14 protein-coding genes are annotated in these 15,566 nt (G+C 73.6%); 10 read left to right on the forward strand and 4 right to left on the reverse strand.

The features are described from left to right. Positions 1–7: 7 nt before the first annotated feature. The 3 genes from O7602_RS20320 to O7602_RS20330 all read right to left on the reverse strand — a co-directional run bounded on the left by O7602_RS20320 (position 8) and on the right by O7602_RS20330 (position 3,181). A complete protein-coding gene (locus tag O7602_RS20320) occupies positions 8–988 on the reverse strand; it encodes a sugar ABC transporter permease (RefSeq protein ID WP_281584211.1) in 981 nt (326 codons plus the stop codon). 121 nt (positions 989–1,109) lie between these two features. After that, a complete protein-coding gene (locus O7602_RS20325) occupies positions 1,110–2,426 on the reverse strand; it encodes an extracellular solute-binding protein (RefSeq protein ID WP_281584212.1) in 1,317 nt (438 codons plus the stop codon). Between the two features lie 209 nt (positions 2,427–2,635). Then, positions 2,636–3,181, reverse strand: coding sequence for a plasmid pRiA4b ORF-3 family protein (locus O7602_RS20330; RefSeq protein ID WP_281590427.1), 546 nt, complete (start codon positions 3,179–3,181; stop codon positions 2,636–2,638). Positions 3,182–3,331: 150 nt separating this feature from the next. Here O7602_RS20330 and O7602_RS20335 point away from each other — a divergent pair, with 150 nt between their 5' ends. The 10 genes from O7602_RS20335 to O7602_RS20380 all read left to right on the forward strand — a co-directional run bounded on the left by O7602_RS20335 (position 3,332) and on the right by O7602_RS20380 (position 15,040). After that, a complete protein-coding gene (locus tag O7602_RS20335; protein WP_281584213.1) occupies positions 3,332–4,096 on the forward strand; it encodes a pyrimidine reductase family protein in 765 nt (254 codons plus the stop codon). Positions 4,097–4,325: 229 nt separating this feature from the next. After that, positions 4,326–6,074: an ATP-binding protein gene (locus O7602_RS20340; RefSeq protein ID WP_281584214.1), complete on the forward strand. Its 1,749-nt coding sequence runs from the start codon at positions 4,326–4,328 to the stop codon at positions 6,072–6,074. A gap of 11 nt (positions 6,075–6,085) precedes the next feature. After that, positions 6,086–7,234, forward strand: a complete 1,149-nt coding sequence (locus O7602_RS20345) for an exonuclease SbcCD subunit D (protein ID WP_281584215.1) — start codon at positions 6,086–6,088, stop codon at positions 7,232–7,234. Further along, positions 7,234–9,708 (forward strand): SMC family ATPase, encoded by a 2,475-nt coding sequence (locus O7602_RS20350; protein WP_281584216.1) that lies wholly within the window; start codon positions 7,234–7,236, stop codon positions 9,706–9,708. The genes O7602_RS20345 and O7602_RS20350 overlap by 1 nt, the downstream gene beginning before the upstream one ends. Further along, entirely contained in the window at positions 9,705–10,667 is a 963-nt protein-coding gene (locus tag O7602_RS20355; RefSeq protein ID WP_281584217.1) for a hypothetical protein, read from the forward strand. The genes O7602_RS20350 and O7602_RS20355 overlap by 4 nt, the downstream gene beginning before the upstream one ends. Next, on the forward strand, positions 10,667–11,524 hold the full coding sequence (locus O7602_RS20360; RefSeq protein ID WP_281584218.1) for a fused MFS/spermidine synthase: 858 nt from the start codon (positions 10,667–10,669) through the stop codon (positions 11,522–11,524). Before O7602_RS20355 ends, O7602_RS20360 begins: the two co-directional genes overlap by 1 nt. A gap of 82 nt (positions 11,525–11,606) precedes the next feature. Beyond that, on the forward strand, positions 11,607–12,305 hold the full coding sequence (locus tag O7602_RS20365; protein WP_281584219.1) for a sigma-70 family RNA polymerase sigma factor: 699 nt from the start codon (positions 11,607–11,609) through the stop codon (positions 12,303–12,305). Continuing rightward, entirely contained in the window at positions 12,302–13,081 is a 780-nt protein-coding gene (locus O7602_RS20370) for a zf-HC2 domain-containing protein (protein ID WP_281584220.1), read from the forward strand. Before O7602_RS20365 ends, O7602_RS20370 begins: the two co-directional genes overlap by 4 nt. A 201-nt stretch (positions 13,082–13,282) precedes the next feature. Continuing rightward, positions 13,283–13,942 (forward strand): hypothetical protein, encoded by a 660-nt coding sequence (locus O7602_RS20375; protein WP_281584221.1) that lies wholly within the window; start codon positions 13,283–13,285, stop codon positions 13,940–13,942. 183 nt (positions 13,943–14,125) lie between these two features. Then, complete coding sequence (locus O7602_RS20380; RefSeq protein ID WP_281584222.1) at positions 14,126–15,040, forward strand: DNA-3-methyladenine glycosylase 2 family protein; 915 nt, start codon at positions 14,126–14,128, stop codon at positions 15,038–15,040. Here O7602_RS20380 and O7602_RS20385 read toward each other — a convergent pair. Next, the gene (locus O7602_RS20385) at positions 15,034–15,531 is read right to left on the reverse strand and encodes a DUF1990 domain-containing protein (protein WP_281584223.1); all 498 of its coding nucleotides are present in this window, start codon (positions 15,529–15,531) and stop codon (positions 15,034–15,036) included. The genes O7602_RS20380 and O7602_RS20385 overlap by 7 nt on opposite strands. Between the last annotated feature and the right edge of the window lie 35 nt (positions 15,532–15,566).

The raw sequence follows: 15,566 nt of genomic DNA on the forward strand, positions 1-15,566 counted from the left end.
GTCACCTTCACTTGTCGGAGCTGATGCGTCGGGCCAACAGGTAGTTGACCAGCGACACCAGCGCGATGAGCACGAAGAGCACGAGCGCGACCGCCCCGGCGTAACCCCACCGGAAGCGCTGGTTCATCACGTCGAGCAGGTACATCGTGATGGTCTGGAACTGCCCCTCGGAGCCGCCCGAGAGGGCGCCGGCGCCGCTGGTGAACATCAGCGGCTCGGTGAAGAGCTGAAGCCCGCCGATCGTCGAGATGATCAGCGTGAAGATGATCGTGGGACGCAGCTGCGGGACGGTGATCGACCAGAACTGACGTCGCCGGGAGGCCCCGTCCAGCGCCGCGGCCTCGTACATGTCCTTGCTGATCGACTGCATGGCGGCCAGGTAGATCAGCGCGTTGTAGCCGACCCAGCGCCAGTCGACCATGGTGGAGATGGCGAACCATGAGGCGAAGCGGTTCGCCCGCCAGTCGATCGGATCCAGGCCGACGCTGTCCAGCAGCCAGTTGACCAGGCCGAATTCCTTCGCGTAGATCATCGAGAAGATCAACGCGACCACCGCGGTCGAGGTGATGATCGGCATGGCGATGGCCATCCGGAAGAAGGTCTGCGCGCGCAGCCTCCGGTTGAGCGCGTTCGCAAGAATCAGCGCCAGCATCAACTGCGGCACGGTGGAGAGCACGAAGATGCCGAACGTGTTCACCACCGCGTTCCAGAACTGCGGATCGTTGGTGATCAGTTCGACGAAGTTGTCCAGCCCGACGAAGGAGATCGTCGGGTTCAGCGGCGACCGGTCGGTGAGCGCGATCCAGACCGTGTACGCGATCGGATAGGCGCTGAACACCGCGAAGATCACGAAGAACGGCAGGACGTACAGGTACGGCGAGTACTTCAGGTCCAGCCTGGTTGTCGATGTGGCGCGACGGTGCGCGGGGCGGGTGGCGCGCGACGGGCCGGGCTCGGGCGGCGCCGTGGCGTGCAGGTCGAGGCTCATTGGAGGTCCTTCTCCTCGGCCGGTGTCACCCGCTACTCGGGCGACACCGGACTCTGCGGGCACCGCGGGTGGCGCCGGCAGCACAGGGCTGCCGACGCCACCCGCGGGCGGCTCAACCGGGTCACTTACCGGCAGCCGCACCGTTCTTCAGCGCGTCCTGCCAGGCGGCGTCCGCCGACTTGCCCTGCTCCACCGAGCGGAGGCTGTTCTCCACCGCGGTACGCACCGCGCTGTTCTTCGGGCCGAGGTAGACCGGCTTCAGGTCGGTCGCGCCGGCGGCGAAGATCTTGCCGACCGGGGCCTTGCTGAAGTACTCGTTGGTCGAGTCGGCCACGGCCGGGTCGGTCAGCGCCTGCGGGTTCGACGGCAGGTTGCCGACCGCCTTGTACGCGCCGATCTGGCCCTGCGCGCTGGTCAGGAACTTGGCCAGCTCGACGGCCTCCTTCTGGTGCTTGCTCGACTTCGGCACGCCGAGGAAGGAGCCGCCCCAGTTGCCGCCGTTGCCGGGGGCCTTGGCGATGTCCCACTTGCCGGCCGCCGTGTCACCGGCCTGGCCCTTGATGACACCGGTCATCCAGGCCGGGCAGGCGATGGTGGCGAAGGTGCTGTTCTTGAAGCCGGCGTTCCACTCGTTCGAGAAGGACTGCAGGTTGTTCGACAGCCCGGCGCCGACCATCTTGGTGGTGAGCTGGTACGCGGCCTGCACGTCCGGGTTCTGGTCGATGACCAGCTTGTTGCTCTTGTCGTAGTACGTGTAGCCGGTGCCCTGGCCCGCGATCTGCATCAGCACCACGTTGTAGAAGTTGGTCGCCGAGTCGACGAACTTGTGCTTCTTGTCGGCGGCGGCGAACTTCTGGCCGGTGGCGATGAACTCGTCCCAGGTGGGCCAGAGCGCACCGACCTGCTCGCGGTCGGTGGGCAGGCCGGCGGCCTTGAACAGGTCGCTGCGGTAGCACAGCGCCATGCCGCCGACGTCGGTGCCGAGGCCCAGCACCTTGCCGTCGGGCGTGGTGCCCTGCTCCCACTTCCACGGCAGGAAGTTGCCCTTGAGGTCGTTCGCGCCGTGGTCGGCGAGGTTCACGAACTTGTCGGCCTGGGCGTAGAACTGGACGATGGTGCCCTCTTCCAGGGCCACCACGTCACCGGCTCCGGACCCGGCGGTGATCTGCTGGGTCAGGCGGGTGTTGTAGTCGTCCAGGCCGAGGCCCTTGCCCCGCTCCTGGATCTTGACGTTCTTGTGCTCGGCTTCGTACTGCTTGTACAGGTCCTCGTAACCGAAGCCCTGATCGCCGAAGACGTCGACGACCAGGGTGACCGGGCCGTCGCTGTCGCCGCCGCTGCCCGAGTCGTCATCGCTGCACGCGGTCGCGGTGCCGAGCACCACGACAGACGCGAGCGCGATGGCCGCGAGCTGCCGACGGCGAATTGGGACGCTCATCTTTCAGACCCCTCTTTTCGGTGGTGAGGCGAGTTATCTGTGTGGTGGGGGGTGCGTGTCGCTCGTGCCGGAGCGGGCAGGGTAAGAGATCCACGCCACTCCCGGGAGCGCTCCCATGAGATTGCCGGCAGGTAACAGGGGTGTCAATAGGCCGCTGGGAGCGTTCCCATTTCGTTACCCCTGATCCGTGCCCTCGGCCGGGCCGGGTATCAGCAGCAGCGGCGGAGCAACGTGGTGGCGCGATCGGCGGCGAACCCGGCCGGGTCGAACGCCGGGCCGGCCCAGTCCCGCATGGTCAGGTGCTCGGGATGCGCCGGGTCGGCGAGCGCGGCCAGCAGCACGGCGTACCCCTCCGGGCCGCCCACGCCCTCCGGCGGGGCAGCGCGCTCGCCGTCCGGACAGACCGGGTAGCGCTCGTCCGGGTCGGCGGCGCAGACGTCCTCCACCACGAGGTCGTGCTCCCACCAGTCACCGAAGTCGTAGGTGTAACGGAACCGGTCGCCCTTGCCCACCACCGCGTCCAACCGGACGTCCAGCTCGTCGCGGAGCGCCAGCTCGCCGTCCGGGTCGGGCTCGCCGTACTGCCGCCCACCGACGTCGAACGAGTGCAGGTGGCAGTCGCGCCAGCCCACCGCGTGCTGGATCACCCGGTGCAGCCGGTCCAGGGTGTAGCCGCCGGGCACCAGCACCCGCCGCCACACCGGCGGCCGGACCCCGGTCAGGGACACCATCAGCTGGAAGATCTGACGCGGCACGTGGTCCCATCCTTCCTCGGCATAGGCTGCCTTCATGATCTGCCGAGCCTGCCGGGAGCGGCGGCACGACGACTGTCCTGGCCGGAAGTGGTGCGACTGCCAGCACCGTACCCCCGAACCCACCCCGCCGGTCACCGGTCCGGCCGGCGAATGAGCGTCGGAACCCCGATCGAACGGATCTGGCCCGCGCCCGTCACCGGCCCGCTGACCGACCCGCAGCTCACCGCGCTCTACGACCGCGCGCCCACCCCGCGCCTGCGGGTGAACTTCGTCGCCAGCGCGGACGGCGCGGTCACCCTGGACGGCTACTCCGCCGGGCTCTCCGGCGAGCCGGACAAGCGCGTCTTCGGGCTGCTGCGGATGCTCTGCGACGGCCTGCTGGTGGCCGCCGGCACGCTGCGCCACGAGGGCTACCGCGCGGTGCGGCTCAGCCCCGGGCGCCGGGCCTGGCGACGCGACCGGGGGCTGGCCGAGTTCCCGACGCTCGTCGTGGTCTCCGGCTCGCTCGACCTCGATCCGGCCCAGGCGTGCTTCGCCGACGCCCCGGTCCGGCCGCTGGTGCTCACCCGGGCCGACGCCGCGCCGCCCGCCGGCCTGGCCGAGGTGGCCGACGTGATCCGCTGCGGCGCCGACCGGGTCGACCTGGCCGCCGGCCTGACCGAACTGCGCCGACGCGGGCTGGGCCAACTCCTCTGCGAGGGCGGGCCGCACCTGTTCGGCGCGCTCACCGAGGCCGACCTGGTCGACGAGCTCTGCCTGACCGTGGCGCCGCTGCTCGCCGGCGCCGGCCCCGGCCGCATCGCCGCCGGCCCCGCGAGCCCCCCACGCCACCTTTCGCTACGCCACGCCCTGGCCACCCCCGACGGGATGCTGATGCTGCGCTACGCCCGCGGCCCCCTCCCCACCGCGCGCTGATTCACGGAAAGCGTGGCCTTGGCCGGCGGAATGAGCCCTCTTTCCGTGAATCCGCGCGCGCAAAGGGTGCGGGGTGCGCACGTACGGTGGTCGGCCGGATCCACGCGGCGACCGGCCGGGACACGACGGGCGTGGCGTCCGCCGCGTCGCGTGGCAACCTGTCGCATCCCTCGGGCAGGATGCAGGACGTGCGCCGTGACCGGAACGACCAGCCGACCGGAGACCGCCGATGACCGACGACCAGCTCGACGGGCCCGGCGAGGGTGTCGGCCGGGTGCTCGGCACCGCCGACGCCACCCCGCTCACCTTCTGGACCGCCGTCGCCCCGGGGAGCTACCTGCAACTCGACGACGTGGTGGTCACCCGGCGCGACCTGCCCGACCGCGAGCCGGTGACCATCGCCGGCGTGGTGACCCAGGTGCGGGCCCGGCACGAGGGGGCGCAGTTCGACTCCGACGTCTTCGCCATCGCCGACGGCACGCTGCCCGCGCAGGTGCAGGAGGCCGCCGAGATCACCACCACCCGGGTCGACCCGGAGTTCTACGTCCCGCCCACCCCCGGCGCGGTGGTGCACCGGGCCGAGGGCGACGCCCGGGCCCGGGCGCTGCACTTCGACCGGATGGAACGGCGGGTCCCGATGGGGATGGGCCGCGACGGCGTGCCGGTCTACCTCAACGCCGACTTCCTCGACGGCACCCGGGGCGCGCACGTCTCCATCTCCGGCATCTCCGGCGTCGCCACCAAGACCAGCTTCGCGACCTTCCTGCTCTACTCCGTGTTCCGCTCCGGCGTGCTCGGCGGCGACGCGGTCAACGCCAAGGCGCTGATCTTCAACGTCAAGGGCGAGGACCTGCTCTTCCTCGACCACCCCAACAGCCGGCTCGACGACCCGACCCGCGCGGCTTACGCGAAGCTCGGCCTCGACGCCGGCGCGTTCCCCGACGTCCGGGTTTACGCGCCGCCCCGGGTCGGTGACTCGTCCGGCACGCCCGACGTGAGCAGCCGGCTCACCGGCGTGGACAGTTTCTACTGGACGCTCACCGAGTTCTGCGCCGACCGCCTGCTGCCCTACGTCTTCGCCGACGCCGACGACGAGCGCCAGCAATACACCATGGTGGTCCACTCGGTCGCCGCCCATCTGGCCCGCTACGCCCAGCCCGCCGACGGCGGGGTGAGCATCGACGGGGTCCGCCTCGGCTCCTACGCCGATCTGGTCGACCACGTCGTCGAGCAGCTCAACGACGACGAGACCCGGGGTGAGTGGGCCGGCAGCGCGGTCGGGCTGGGCACGGTCAACGCGTTCGCCCGCCGGTTGATCGGCAGCAAGAAGGACCTGGGCCGGCTGATCCGCGGCGATTTGGCGACCCGCCGCCCGCACTCGATCAACACCGCGGAGAGCGCCCAGGTCACCGTGGTCGACCTGCACAACCTGCCGGACCGCGCGCAGCGCTTCGTGGTCGGCGTGACGCTGAAGAGCGAGTTCGAGCGCAAGGAGAAGGCGGGCACCGCCAAGCCGTTGCTCTTCGTCGTGCTCGACGAGCTGAACAAGTACGCCCCCCGGGAGGGGTCCTCCCCGATCAAGGAGGTGCTGCTCGACATCGCCGAACGGGGCCGGTCGCTCGGGGTGATCCTGGTCGGCGCGCAGCAGACGGCGAGCGAGGTGGAACGGCGGATCGTCACCAACTCGGCGATCCGGGTGGTCGGGCGGCTCGACCCGGCCGAGGCGTCCCGCCCGGAATACGGCTTCCTCCCGCCCGCCCAGCGGCAGCGGGCGCTGCTGGCCAAGCCGGGCACCATGTTCGTCAACCAGCCCGACATCCCGGTGCCGCTGTGCCTGGAGTTCCCGTTCCCGGCGTGGGCCACCCGGGTGGCGGAGGCCGGCCGCGCCCCGTCGGAGACGCTACGGTCGATCACCCAGGCCGCCGATCCGTTCGCGGTGGTCGGCTCCGGCTCCTCCGACGACGACATCCCGTTCTAGGCGGCACCAAGATGAAGATCCTGCACACCTCCGACTGGCACGTCGGCAAGGTCCTCAAGGGGCAGTCCCGGGCCGAGGAACACACCCAGGTCCTGGCCCAGGTGATCGACATCGCCCGTGACGAGCGGCCCGACCTGGTGATCGTCGCCGGTGACCTCTACGACACCGCCGCGCCCACGCCGGAGGCGACCCGGCTGGTGACCCGCGCGCTCACCGCGCTGCGCCGCACCGGCGCCGATGTGCTGGCCATCGGCGGCAACCACGACAACGGCGCGGCACTCGACGCGCTGCGCCCGTGGGCCGAGGCTGCCGGCATCACGCTGCGCGGCAGCGTGCGGGAAAATCCGGCCGAGCACGTCGTCGACGGGGTGACGGGCGACGGCGAGCGCTGGCAGGTCGCCGCGCTGCCCTTCCTCTCCCAGCGCTACGCCGTCCGCGCGGTGGAGATGTACGCCCTCACCCCGGCCGAGGCCAACCAGACCTACGCCGACCACCTCGGCCGGGTGCTCGGCAAACTGGCCGAGGGCTTCACCGAGCCGGACCGGGTGCACCTGGTCACCGCCCACCTCACCGTCGTCGGGGCGAGCACCGGCGGCGGCGAGCGGGACGCGCACACCGTGCTCGGCTACGCGGTGCCGGCCACCGTCTTCCCCGGCAACGCGCACTACGTGGCGCTGGGCCACCTGCACCGCTCCCAGCGGGTGATCGGCCCCTGCCCGATCCGCTACAGCGGCAGCCCGCTCGCGGTCGACTTCGGCGAGCAGGAGAACATCGGCTCGGTGACGATCGTGGAGGTGACCGCGAGCACCGCCGCGCGCATCCGGGAGGTGCCGGTGCCCGGCGCGGTGCCGCTGCGCACGGTGCGGGGCACGCTCGCGCAGCTCGCCGAGATCGAGCCGCCCGACGGCTGGCTGCGGGTCTTCGTCCGGGAGCAGCCCCGAGCCGGGCTGCGCGAGGACGTCCAGGAGCTGCTTCCCCGCGCGCTGGAGATCCGGATCGACCCGGAGCTGATGCCGGCGCCGGGCAGCGGCACCCGCACCGCCCAGCGGGCCGGTCGCTCCCCGCGCGAGCTGTTCGCCGACTATCTGGGCAGCCGCGGGCACGCCGACGAGGGCGTGCGGGAGCTCTTCGACGAGCTGCTCGAGGAAGTTGAACACTGATGCGGCCGATGCGGCTGGACATGGCCGGGTTCACCGTCTTCCGCGAGGAGACCACCGTCGACTTCACGGACGCGGACTTCTTCGCGCTGGTCGGCCCGACCGGCTCGGGCAAGTCGACGGTGCTCGACGCGATCTGCTTCGCGCTCTACGGCACGGTGCCGCGCTGGGGTGGCACGCGGGGGTTGGCGAACGCGCTGGCGCCGTCGGCCGCCGAGGCGCGCGTCCGGTTGGTCTTCGAATCCGCCGGCGACCGCTACGTCGCCACCCGGGTGGTCCGCCGCGACGGCCGGGGCACGGTGAAGACGACGAACGCCGGGCTCCAGCTCATGCCGCCCGGGTTCGACATCACCAAGCTCGACACCGGGCTCAGCCCGGAGGACCTGGGCGACGTGGTGGCCGGCACCCCGGCCGAGATGGAGCAGGCGGTGCTCGACGCGGTCGGGCTGCCCTACGAGCAGTTCACCTCGTGCGTGGTGCTGCCGCAGGGGCAGTTCGCCGACTTCCTGCACGCCAAGCCGGCGACCCGCCAGCAGATCCTGGTCAACCTGCTCGGGCTGGGCGTCTACGAGGGGGTGCAGAAGAAGGCGGTCGAGCGGGCCGGGCAGGCCGAGGCGAAGCTGGAGACCGTCGACAAGATGCTCGGCGGGCTCACCGACGTCGACGACGCGAGCCTGGCCGACGCCCGGGGCCGGGTCGACGTGGTGCGCGAGCTGGCCGGCGCGGTCGCGGTGGCCGTACCGGAACTGGAGCGGGCCCGGGTCACGGCGGGTGAGCGGGCTGCGGCGCTGGCCGCCCTCGACGCCGAGCTGGGCGTGCTGGCCGGGGTCCGGCCGCCGGACGGCATCGCCGAGCTGGCCCGGGCGGTGGCCGCCGCGCGGGTGACCGCCGACGAGACGGCCGCGGCGGTCGGGCTGGCCGAGGAGCGGGAGGAGAAGCTGCGCGGCGAGCTGGCCGCCGCCGGTGACGAGAGCGCGCTGCGGCTGCACCTGCGGGCGTACGCCGACCGGGAGCGGCTCACCGGCGAGGCGGCCACGGTCCGCGCGGCGGTCGACGCGGCGCGGGTCGAGCACGACGCGGCGGTGGCGGCGCTGGCCGCCGCGCGGGCCGACACGACGCGGGCCGAGGCCGAGCTGGAGGCGGCGTTCCGGGCGCACGAGGAGGCGAAGGCGGCGGACCAGGCGGTGGCGTTGCGGGCGCACCTGGTCGACGGCGCGCCCTGCCCGGTGTGCGAGCAGGTGGTCACCGCCGTGCCGGCGGTGCCGAAGGGCTCGGCGGTGAGCCGGGCGCTCGCGGCCGGCAAGGCGGCGCGGGCGGCGAGCGAGTCCGCCAAGCGGGTGGTGCAGGAGCGCGACACCGCCGCCCGTGACCTGGAGCGGGTGCTGCTGCGCGTGCGGGCCGAACACGACGGGCTCGGTGCGCGGCTGGCCGAGGTGGACGGGCAGCTCGCCGACGCCCCCACGCCGGACGCGCTGCGCGCGTCGCTCGCCGAACACGCCCGGCTGCGGGCGGCGCTGGACGAGGCGGCCGGCGCGGTCCGGGCCGGTCGGGAGGCCGCCCGGCGGGCCCGGGGCACGCTCGACGGCGCGCAGGACCGGTTGCGCCGGGCCTGGCGCGACTTCGACACGGCGCGGGACGGGTTGGCCCGGTTCGGCCCACCGGCCGCCGACCGGGACGACGTGGCCGCCGCCTGGGCGGCGCTCGCCGGTTGGGCGGGCGAGCAGGCCGAGCGGCGACGGGCCGACCGGGGCGGGCTGGCCGACGCGGTCGACGCCGCCCAGCGGGCGGTGACCGAGGTGGCCGACCGGATCGCCGCGTCGTTCACCGCCGCCGGGCTGGACGCGCCGGACGACCCGCTGCGCGACGTCGCGGTGGCGGTGGAGCGGGCCGAGGCGGAGCTGCGCCGGTTGACCGAGCGGCGCGAGCAGGCGGCCGGGTTGCGGGAGCAGCGGACCGGCCACGAACACCAGGCGCGGGTGGCCCGCGCGCTCGCCGGGCACCTGCGGGCCAACAACTTCGAGCGCTGGCTGCTCACCGAGGCGCTCGACCTGCTCGTCGACGGCGCGTCACGGATCCTCCGCGAGCTGTCCGGCGGGCAGTACGACCTGGTCCACGACAAGGGCGAGTTCTTCGTGATCGACCATCACGACGCCGGCCTGCGGCGCGGCGTGCGGACGCTGTCCGGCGGGGAGACGTTCCAGGCGTCGCTGGCCCTGGCGCTGGCGTTGTCGGAGCAGCTCGCCGGCATGTCCACGAGCGCGGCGAGCCTGGAGTCGATCGTGCTGGACGAGGGCTTCGGCACGCTCGACGCGGCGACGCTCGACACGGTCGCGGCGACCCTGGAGAACCTGGCCGCCCGGGGCGACCGGATGGTCGGCGTGGTGACGCACGTGCCGGCGCTGGCCGAGCGGATCCCGGTCCGCTTCGAGGTCCGCAAGGACGCCCGCACGGCCCGCATCGAGCGGACCGGCCTGTGAGCGCGCGGTTCTTCGTCGACTCGTGGGATCCGGCGTACGGGGCGTCGTTCGAGGCGGCGGGCGGGGCCGGGCCGGCGACGCCGAGCAGCGCCCAGGTGGAGGCCGACGTCGAGCTGCCGGTGACCGACTGGCGGGCCATCGACCCCCGGCCGGGGGTGCGGGCGCCGGACGTGGTGCTGCTCGTCGACGGGGTACGCCGGATCGACGCCAGCATCTGGACGGCGGAGGAGGACGGCGGTTCGTTCCCCGGCATCGCCGCCTCGTACGCGGCCGGGGTGGTCCGTTGTGACCTGGACCGGGGTGCCGCCGAGCTGGCCGGGTCCCGGGTGGGTCGGGGCCTGTTCACCGCCAGCCCGTCGGCGGGGGACGTGGTGGCCGGCGCGATCCGCTACCCGGTGCACCGGGTCGGGGGCACCGGCGAGTTGAGCAAGCTGCCGGCGGCGGTGCAGGGCCCGCTCACCGCGCTTGAGGTGGACGTGTCGGACGCGGTGCGCGCCGACGGCGACCTGTTGGTGGTGGACGGTCCGCTGCGCAGCCGGCGGAACCTGCCGCGCACGCTCGGCTACATCAAGACGCAGCACAGCCAATACCTCGACGCCCGGCTGACCGCGGTGGTGACCGGGCTGGCGCCGGGCCAGCGCTGCCCGGTGTTCCGGTTGGGCACCGCGTGGGGCGGCTGGTCGTGGTACCTGCGACTGCCGGTGGCCGCCGGGGCGCCCTGGGCGGGCATCGTGCGGATGGAGTGCTCGGCCGAGCTGAGCGTGCCGGAGGCGGTCGCGCTCGCCGACCTGTCGCTGGTCACGCTGCCCCGGTTCGCGTCGACGCCCTACAAGGACCCGCGCGCGCCGCAGAACCTGGTGCCGATCGCCGGTCTGGAGCGCAAACTGCGCGGGATGCTCGGCGACGCGCGGCTGCTGCACCGGGTGCTCACGTCGGCCGCGCGCGGGATGCGGCGCTGATGGGCCGGCGACGCGACACCGACCGGGTGGTGGTCGACGTCGACACCGGGCGGGCCGAGCTGGTGCCGGACCGGGACCGCCCCGGCTCGTGGACGCTGCTGCTGGACGGCGCGCCGCAGTCCCACGTCGACCTGGCCGACCCGACGCACCTGGAGTTCGAGTACGTGCGGCGGCTGGCCGCCGCGATCGACCTGGTCGCGCCCGTCGGCGCGGCGCTGCGGGTGCTGCACCTGGGCGGCGGCGCGCTCACCCTGCCCCGCTACGTGCAGGCGACCCGGCCCGGCTCGACGCAGCGGGTGTCCGAGGTGGACGGCGCGCTCGTGGAGCTGGTGCGGCGGGAGCTGCCCTGGCCATCCGATCCGCGGCTGCGGGTCCGGGTGGCCGACGCCCGCGCCACGCTGGCGTCGAGCCGGGCCGCCGGGTACGACGTGATCGTGGCGGACGTCTTCGCCGGCGCCCGCACCCCGGCCCACCTGACCTCGGTGGAGTACGCCGCCGAGGTGGCCCGGGTGTTGGCGCCGGGCGGCACGTACCTGGCGAACGTCGCCGACGGCCCGCCGTTGCGGCACGTCCGCGGGCAAGTCGCCACCGTGCGTACCGTGTTGCCCCGGGCCTGCCTGGTGGGTGATGCGGCGGTGCTGCGCGGCCGGCGGTACGGCAACCTGGTGCTCGTGGCGTCCCGGGTGGAGCCGCCGGTGCCGGAGCTGGCCCGCCGCGCGGCCGGCGACTGGTTTCCCGGCCGGGTGGTGGCCGGCGCGGAGTTGGACCGGTTCGCCGGCGGCGTGCCGGTGGTCCACGACGCGGACGCCGTCGACTCCACTCCGCCACCGCCAGGAATTTTTTCTGTCAAACGTTGATCCGTTCGTGGGTTCGGTGCGTATCACCGGGCGGCCATGCCCGTGGGGGGCCGGCTGATGTCATTGGACACCGGAGGTCTGCATGCATGCGGTGGCGGCCGGCTGGCACGGCGAGGTGGCGAGGCCCGAGTGGATGTTCGCCCGGGCGCAGTCACACTCCCGGGCGGCGCGCTCGGATCGGGGGGTCGACGCCCGACCCGCCGATCGCCAGAATGATCCGGTGCCGCCGCGACCCGCTCCCGGACGCCACCAGGCGACCTCCGCCGAGGCCAGCCATTCCGACCAGCTGATCCGCCTGCTCTACGCCGAGCACGCCGGCCCGCTGCTGATGTTCGTGATGCGACTGACCGGTGGGGACCGGCAGCGCGCCGAGGACATCGTGCAGGAGACGCTGCTGCGGGCCTGGCGCAACGCGCACCGCCTCGGTGTGCAGGGCCAGGGCTCGTTGCGTCCGTGGCTGGTCACGGTGGCCCGGCGGATCGCCATCGACGAGCACCGCAGCGAGCAGGCTCGCCCGGCGGAGACGTACGACCGGGACCTGACCGCGTTCGCCGAGTCGGACAGCACCGACCGGGTGTTGCGCACGATGACCGTGGCGGACGCGCTGCGGACGCTGAGCCAGTCGCACCGGGAGATCCTGGTGGCGACGTACTTTCGGGGTCGTACCGTCCCCGAGGCGGCGGAGGAGCTGGGCCTTCCGCTCGGCACCGCCAAGTCACGGGTCTACTACGCGCTGCGCGCGCTGCGCACCGCTCTGCAGGAGAGGGGGGTGACGGAATGAGCCGGGCCGACCACATGGACGTCGCCGCTTATGCGCTCGGCGTGCTCGACGCACAGGACGCGGAGCGGTTCGAGGAGCACCTGGCCACCTGCTGGGCGTGTGCCGCCGAGTTGGAGACGATGGTCCCGGTGGTGGGGATGCTCTCCGGCATCGACGGCGAGGCGATGGCCGCGCTGGAGCAGACCCACACCGATCCGGCGCTGCTGGACCGCACGTTGGTGGCGGTACGGCGGGACCGGCGGCGTACCCGGGTCCGGCAGTTGCTGGCCACCGCGGCGGCCGTGGTGGTGCTCGGTGGCGTGAGCGGGGTCGCGGCCGGGATGCTCGGCGACGACTCGGCGCCGGTGCCGCGGGCCGAGCCGACGCAGAGCGTGCCGACGGCCGCGCCGAGCGGCGGTCCGGTCGATCCGAACCAGCCGGGCGTCGGCGGGAACGAGCAGGAGGGCGAGGAGCACAACGCCACCGACGCGGGCACCGGGGTGAAGACCACGATGTGGCTGGCGAAGAAGGAGTACGGCACGCAGATCGCCCTGCAACTGAGCCGGCTGCCCGGTCCGCGCACCTGCCGGCTGCTCGTGGTGCGGAAGAACGCCACGAGTGAGGTGGTCGGCACCTGGTCGGTGCCGGGCAGCGGGTACGGCACCAACCAGAACCCGCTCGGGCTGGAGCTGACCGCGTCCACCTCGGCCCCGCTCGGCGACATCGAGAAGGTGCAGGTGCAGTCCGTGGACGTCAACGGGGTGGCCAGCCCGCTGGTGACCGTCTCCGACCTGTAGATCCACCGCGCCGACGGCGCCGGGCGGCGAGACCGCCCGGCGCCGTCGTGTCGTTTGCGGACGGCCCGTCGTGGTGGCGTACGCGCGGCGGGCGGGATCGGTTCAACCGGTCCACTGTGAAATGGACCACGCTTCTGCGTTCAACCTTGACAGCACTGCCGCCCGTACTACTCGGCGAACTGCCAAGAACGAGGAGGGCACGTGGCACACCACAAGCGGACGACCGTCATCGTCGCGAGCGCGATGGTCGCACTTACGGCCTGCGCCCCAGCAGGCTACGACGGGGCGAACTCGAGCGCGGCGGAGCCGGTCGCCGTCGCCGCGGCCGAACCCACCGCGGCGGCCGAGCCGGAGGCGTCGGCCACCCCCGAGGCGCCGACCGACGACCAGGCGGCACCCCCGTCGGACGTGAAACTCACCGATCAGCTCGTCGGCAAGACCCTGCCTCGGATGGGCAAGGTCGTCACCGACCAGGACGGCTGGGTGCTGTACCGGTTCGACAAGGACTCGTCGAAGCCGGCGCAGTCCAACTGCGTGGACAAGTGCGCCGAGGTCTGGCCGCCGGCGCTGACCGACGGCAACCCGCAGTTGCAGGGCGTCTCCGACGACAAGATCGGCACGGTGACCCGGCAGGACGGCACCCGGCAGATCACCATCGGGGACTGGCCGGTCTACCGGTACATCGGCGACAAGAAGCCCGGCCAGTGGAAGGGCCAGGCCGTCGGCGGCACCTGGTTCGTCGTCGACCCCAACGGCAAGAAGAACCTGACCTGCCTGCCGAAGGGCACCCCGAAGGCGGTCGCGCCCCCGTCGTCGAGCGACTCGGGCGACTCGGGCGGCGGCTCGGACTACTCGTACTGACCGCACCGGACACGGTGACCGGCCGCCGCCGGGGAGGGCGCGGCCGGTCACCGTCGTGAACCCGGGAGGCGGGGCGTACCGGCATCGCCCCGCCTCCCGGCACCCACACACCGACACCGCCGTGAGCCCACCGCCCACGGCGGTGTCGTCCGTCCCGGCCCGGCCACGTGGCAGAGTGGCGGGGTGACCCCGCCCGACGCCCGCCGGACGCTGCGACCGCCGGCCGGCTACCGACTGGCCGCCTCGGTGCGGGCGTTGACCTTCAGCCCGTACGACCCGTGCGCGCGGATCGCCGCCGGCAGCTTCTGGTGGGCCACTCGCACCCCGGACGGACCAGCCACGCTGGCGCTGCGCCCGGAGGCCGGCGAGCTGGTCGCCGAGGGGTACGGGCCCGGCGCGTCCTGGGTGGTCGAACGCGCCGACGGCGTCGCCGGGCTGCGCGACGACCTGACCGGGTTCGCCGCGCTCGCCGCCGCGCACCCGCTCGTGGCCCGGCTGGCGCAGGCGCACCACGGGCTGCGGATGCCCGCCACCGGCCAGGTCTTCCCCCGGCTGCTGCGGGCCGTGTTCGAGCAGAAGGTCACCGGCAAGGAGGCGTACCGGGCGTACGCGGCGACCGTGCGGCACTTCCGCGAGCCGGCGCCCGGCCCGCTGCAACCGCTGCTGCTGCCGCCGGCGCCGGCCGCGGTGGCGGCCACGCCGTACTGGGTCTTCCACCCGTTCGGGGTGGAGCAGCGCCGGGCCGACACGCTGCGCCGCGCCGCCGCCGTCGCGGACCGGCTGGAACGCTGCGTGGACGCCGCCGAGGCCACCCGCCGGCTCACCGCGATCCCCGGCATCGGCCCGTGGACCGCCGCCGAGGTGGTCCGGATCGCGTACGGGGACCCGGACGCGGTGAGCGTCGGCGACTACCACGTACCGAACACGGTGGCCTGGGCGCTGGCCGGGGAGCCGCGTGGCGACGACGCCCGGATGCTGACGTTGCTGAAGCCGTTCACCGGGCACCGGGGGCGGGTCTGCGTGCTGCTGGAGGCCGCCGGCATCCAGGCGCCGAGGTACGGGCCGCGCGCCCCGATCCGCTCCTTCGCCCGCTACTGAGCGGTGAGCCGGCGCAGCGTCCGACCCAGCCACCACGCGTACGCCCGCTGGAAGCCCCGGGTGACCGGCCCGGCCGCGCGCACGTACCAGTGTGCCGGCCGGCTGAACGCGGTCACCTCGAACCAGGTCCCGTCCGGCTCGCGGGTGACCAGGAACGCCTCCTCGCCGACTTCCGGGTGCCCGGGCAGCGTGCCGTAGCCGAAACCGGCCCGGTCCGGCTCGTCGACGGCCCAGACCACCTCGGTCGGCCCCCAGACCCGCGCCGGCCCGACGCCCAGCCCCGGTGTGACCCGCACGCCGGGGGCGGCGCGCGCCGCGTCGGCGCGCATCACCACGCCGGCGGCGCGGTGCAGCCGCCAGCCGAGCACCGCGTCCGCCGCGGTGGCGAAGGCGCCGTCCGGCAGCCGGATCCGGTGGCGCAGGTGGTGGTAGCCCGCCGGCAGGTCGCCGTCGCGGGTCGCGCCCACCTCGGGGTACGTCAGCTCGGGCACCTCGGCCACCTCTCCTCGGACGGGGACACCCGCCA

Origin of the sequence: Micromonospora sp. WMMD1128 (genome assembly GCF_027497235.1) — a bacterium.
Lineage (GTDB): Bacteria > Actinomycetota > Actinomycetes > Mycobacteriales > Micromonosporaceae > Micromonospora.

What these genes read in the sequence shown, in the direction of transcription:
- O7602_RS20320 (WP_281584211.1), bottom strand. Translation starts at nt 988, where the DNA reads ATGAGCCTCGACCTGCACGCCACGGCGCCGCCCGAGCCCGGCCCGTCG.
- O7602_RS20325 (WP_281584212.1), bottom strand. Translation starts at nt 2,426, where the DNA reads ATGAGCGTCCCAATTCGCCGTCGGCAGCTCGCGGCCATCGCGCTCGCG.
- O7602_RS20335 (WP_281584213.1), top strand. Translation starts at nt 3,332, where the DNA reads ATGAGCGTCGGAACCCCGATCGAACGGATCTGGCCCGCGCCCGTCACC.
- O7602_RS20340 (WP_281584214.1), top strand. Translation starts at nt 4,326, where the DNA reads ATGACCGACGACCAGCTCGACGGGCCCGGCGAGGGTGTCGGCCGGGTG.
- O7602_RS20345 (WP_281584215.1), top strand. Translation starts at nt 6,086, where the DNA reads ATGAAGATCCTGCACACCTCCGACTGGCACGTCGGCAAGGTCCTCAAG.
- O7602_RS20350 (WP_281584216.1), top strand. Translation starts at nt 7,234, where the DNA reads ATGCGGCCGATGCGGCTGGACATGGCCGGGTTCACCGTCTTCCGCGAG.
- O7602_RS20360 (WP_281584218.1), top strand. Translation starts at nt 10,667, where the DNA reads ATGGGCCGGCGACGCGACACCGACCGGGTGGTGGTCGACGTCGACACC.
- O7602_RS20365 (WP_281584219.1), top strand. Translation starts at nt 11,607, where the DNA reads ATGCATGCGGTGGCGGCCGGCTGGCACGGCGAGGTGGCGAGGCCCGAG.
- O7602_RS20370 (WP_281584220.1), top strand. Translation starts at nt 12,302, where the DNA reads ATGAGCCGGGCCGACCACATGGACGTCGCCGCTTATGCGCTCGGCGTG.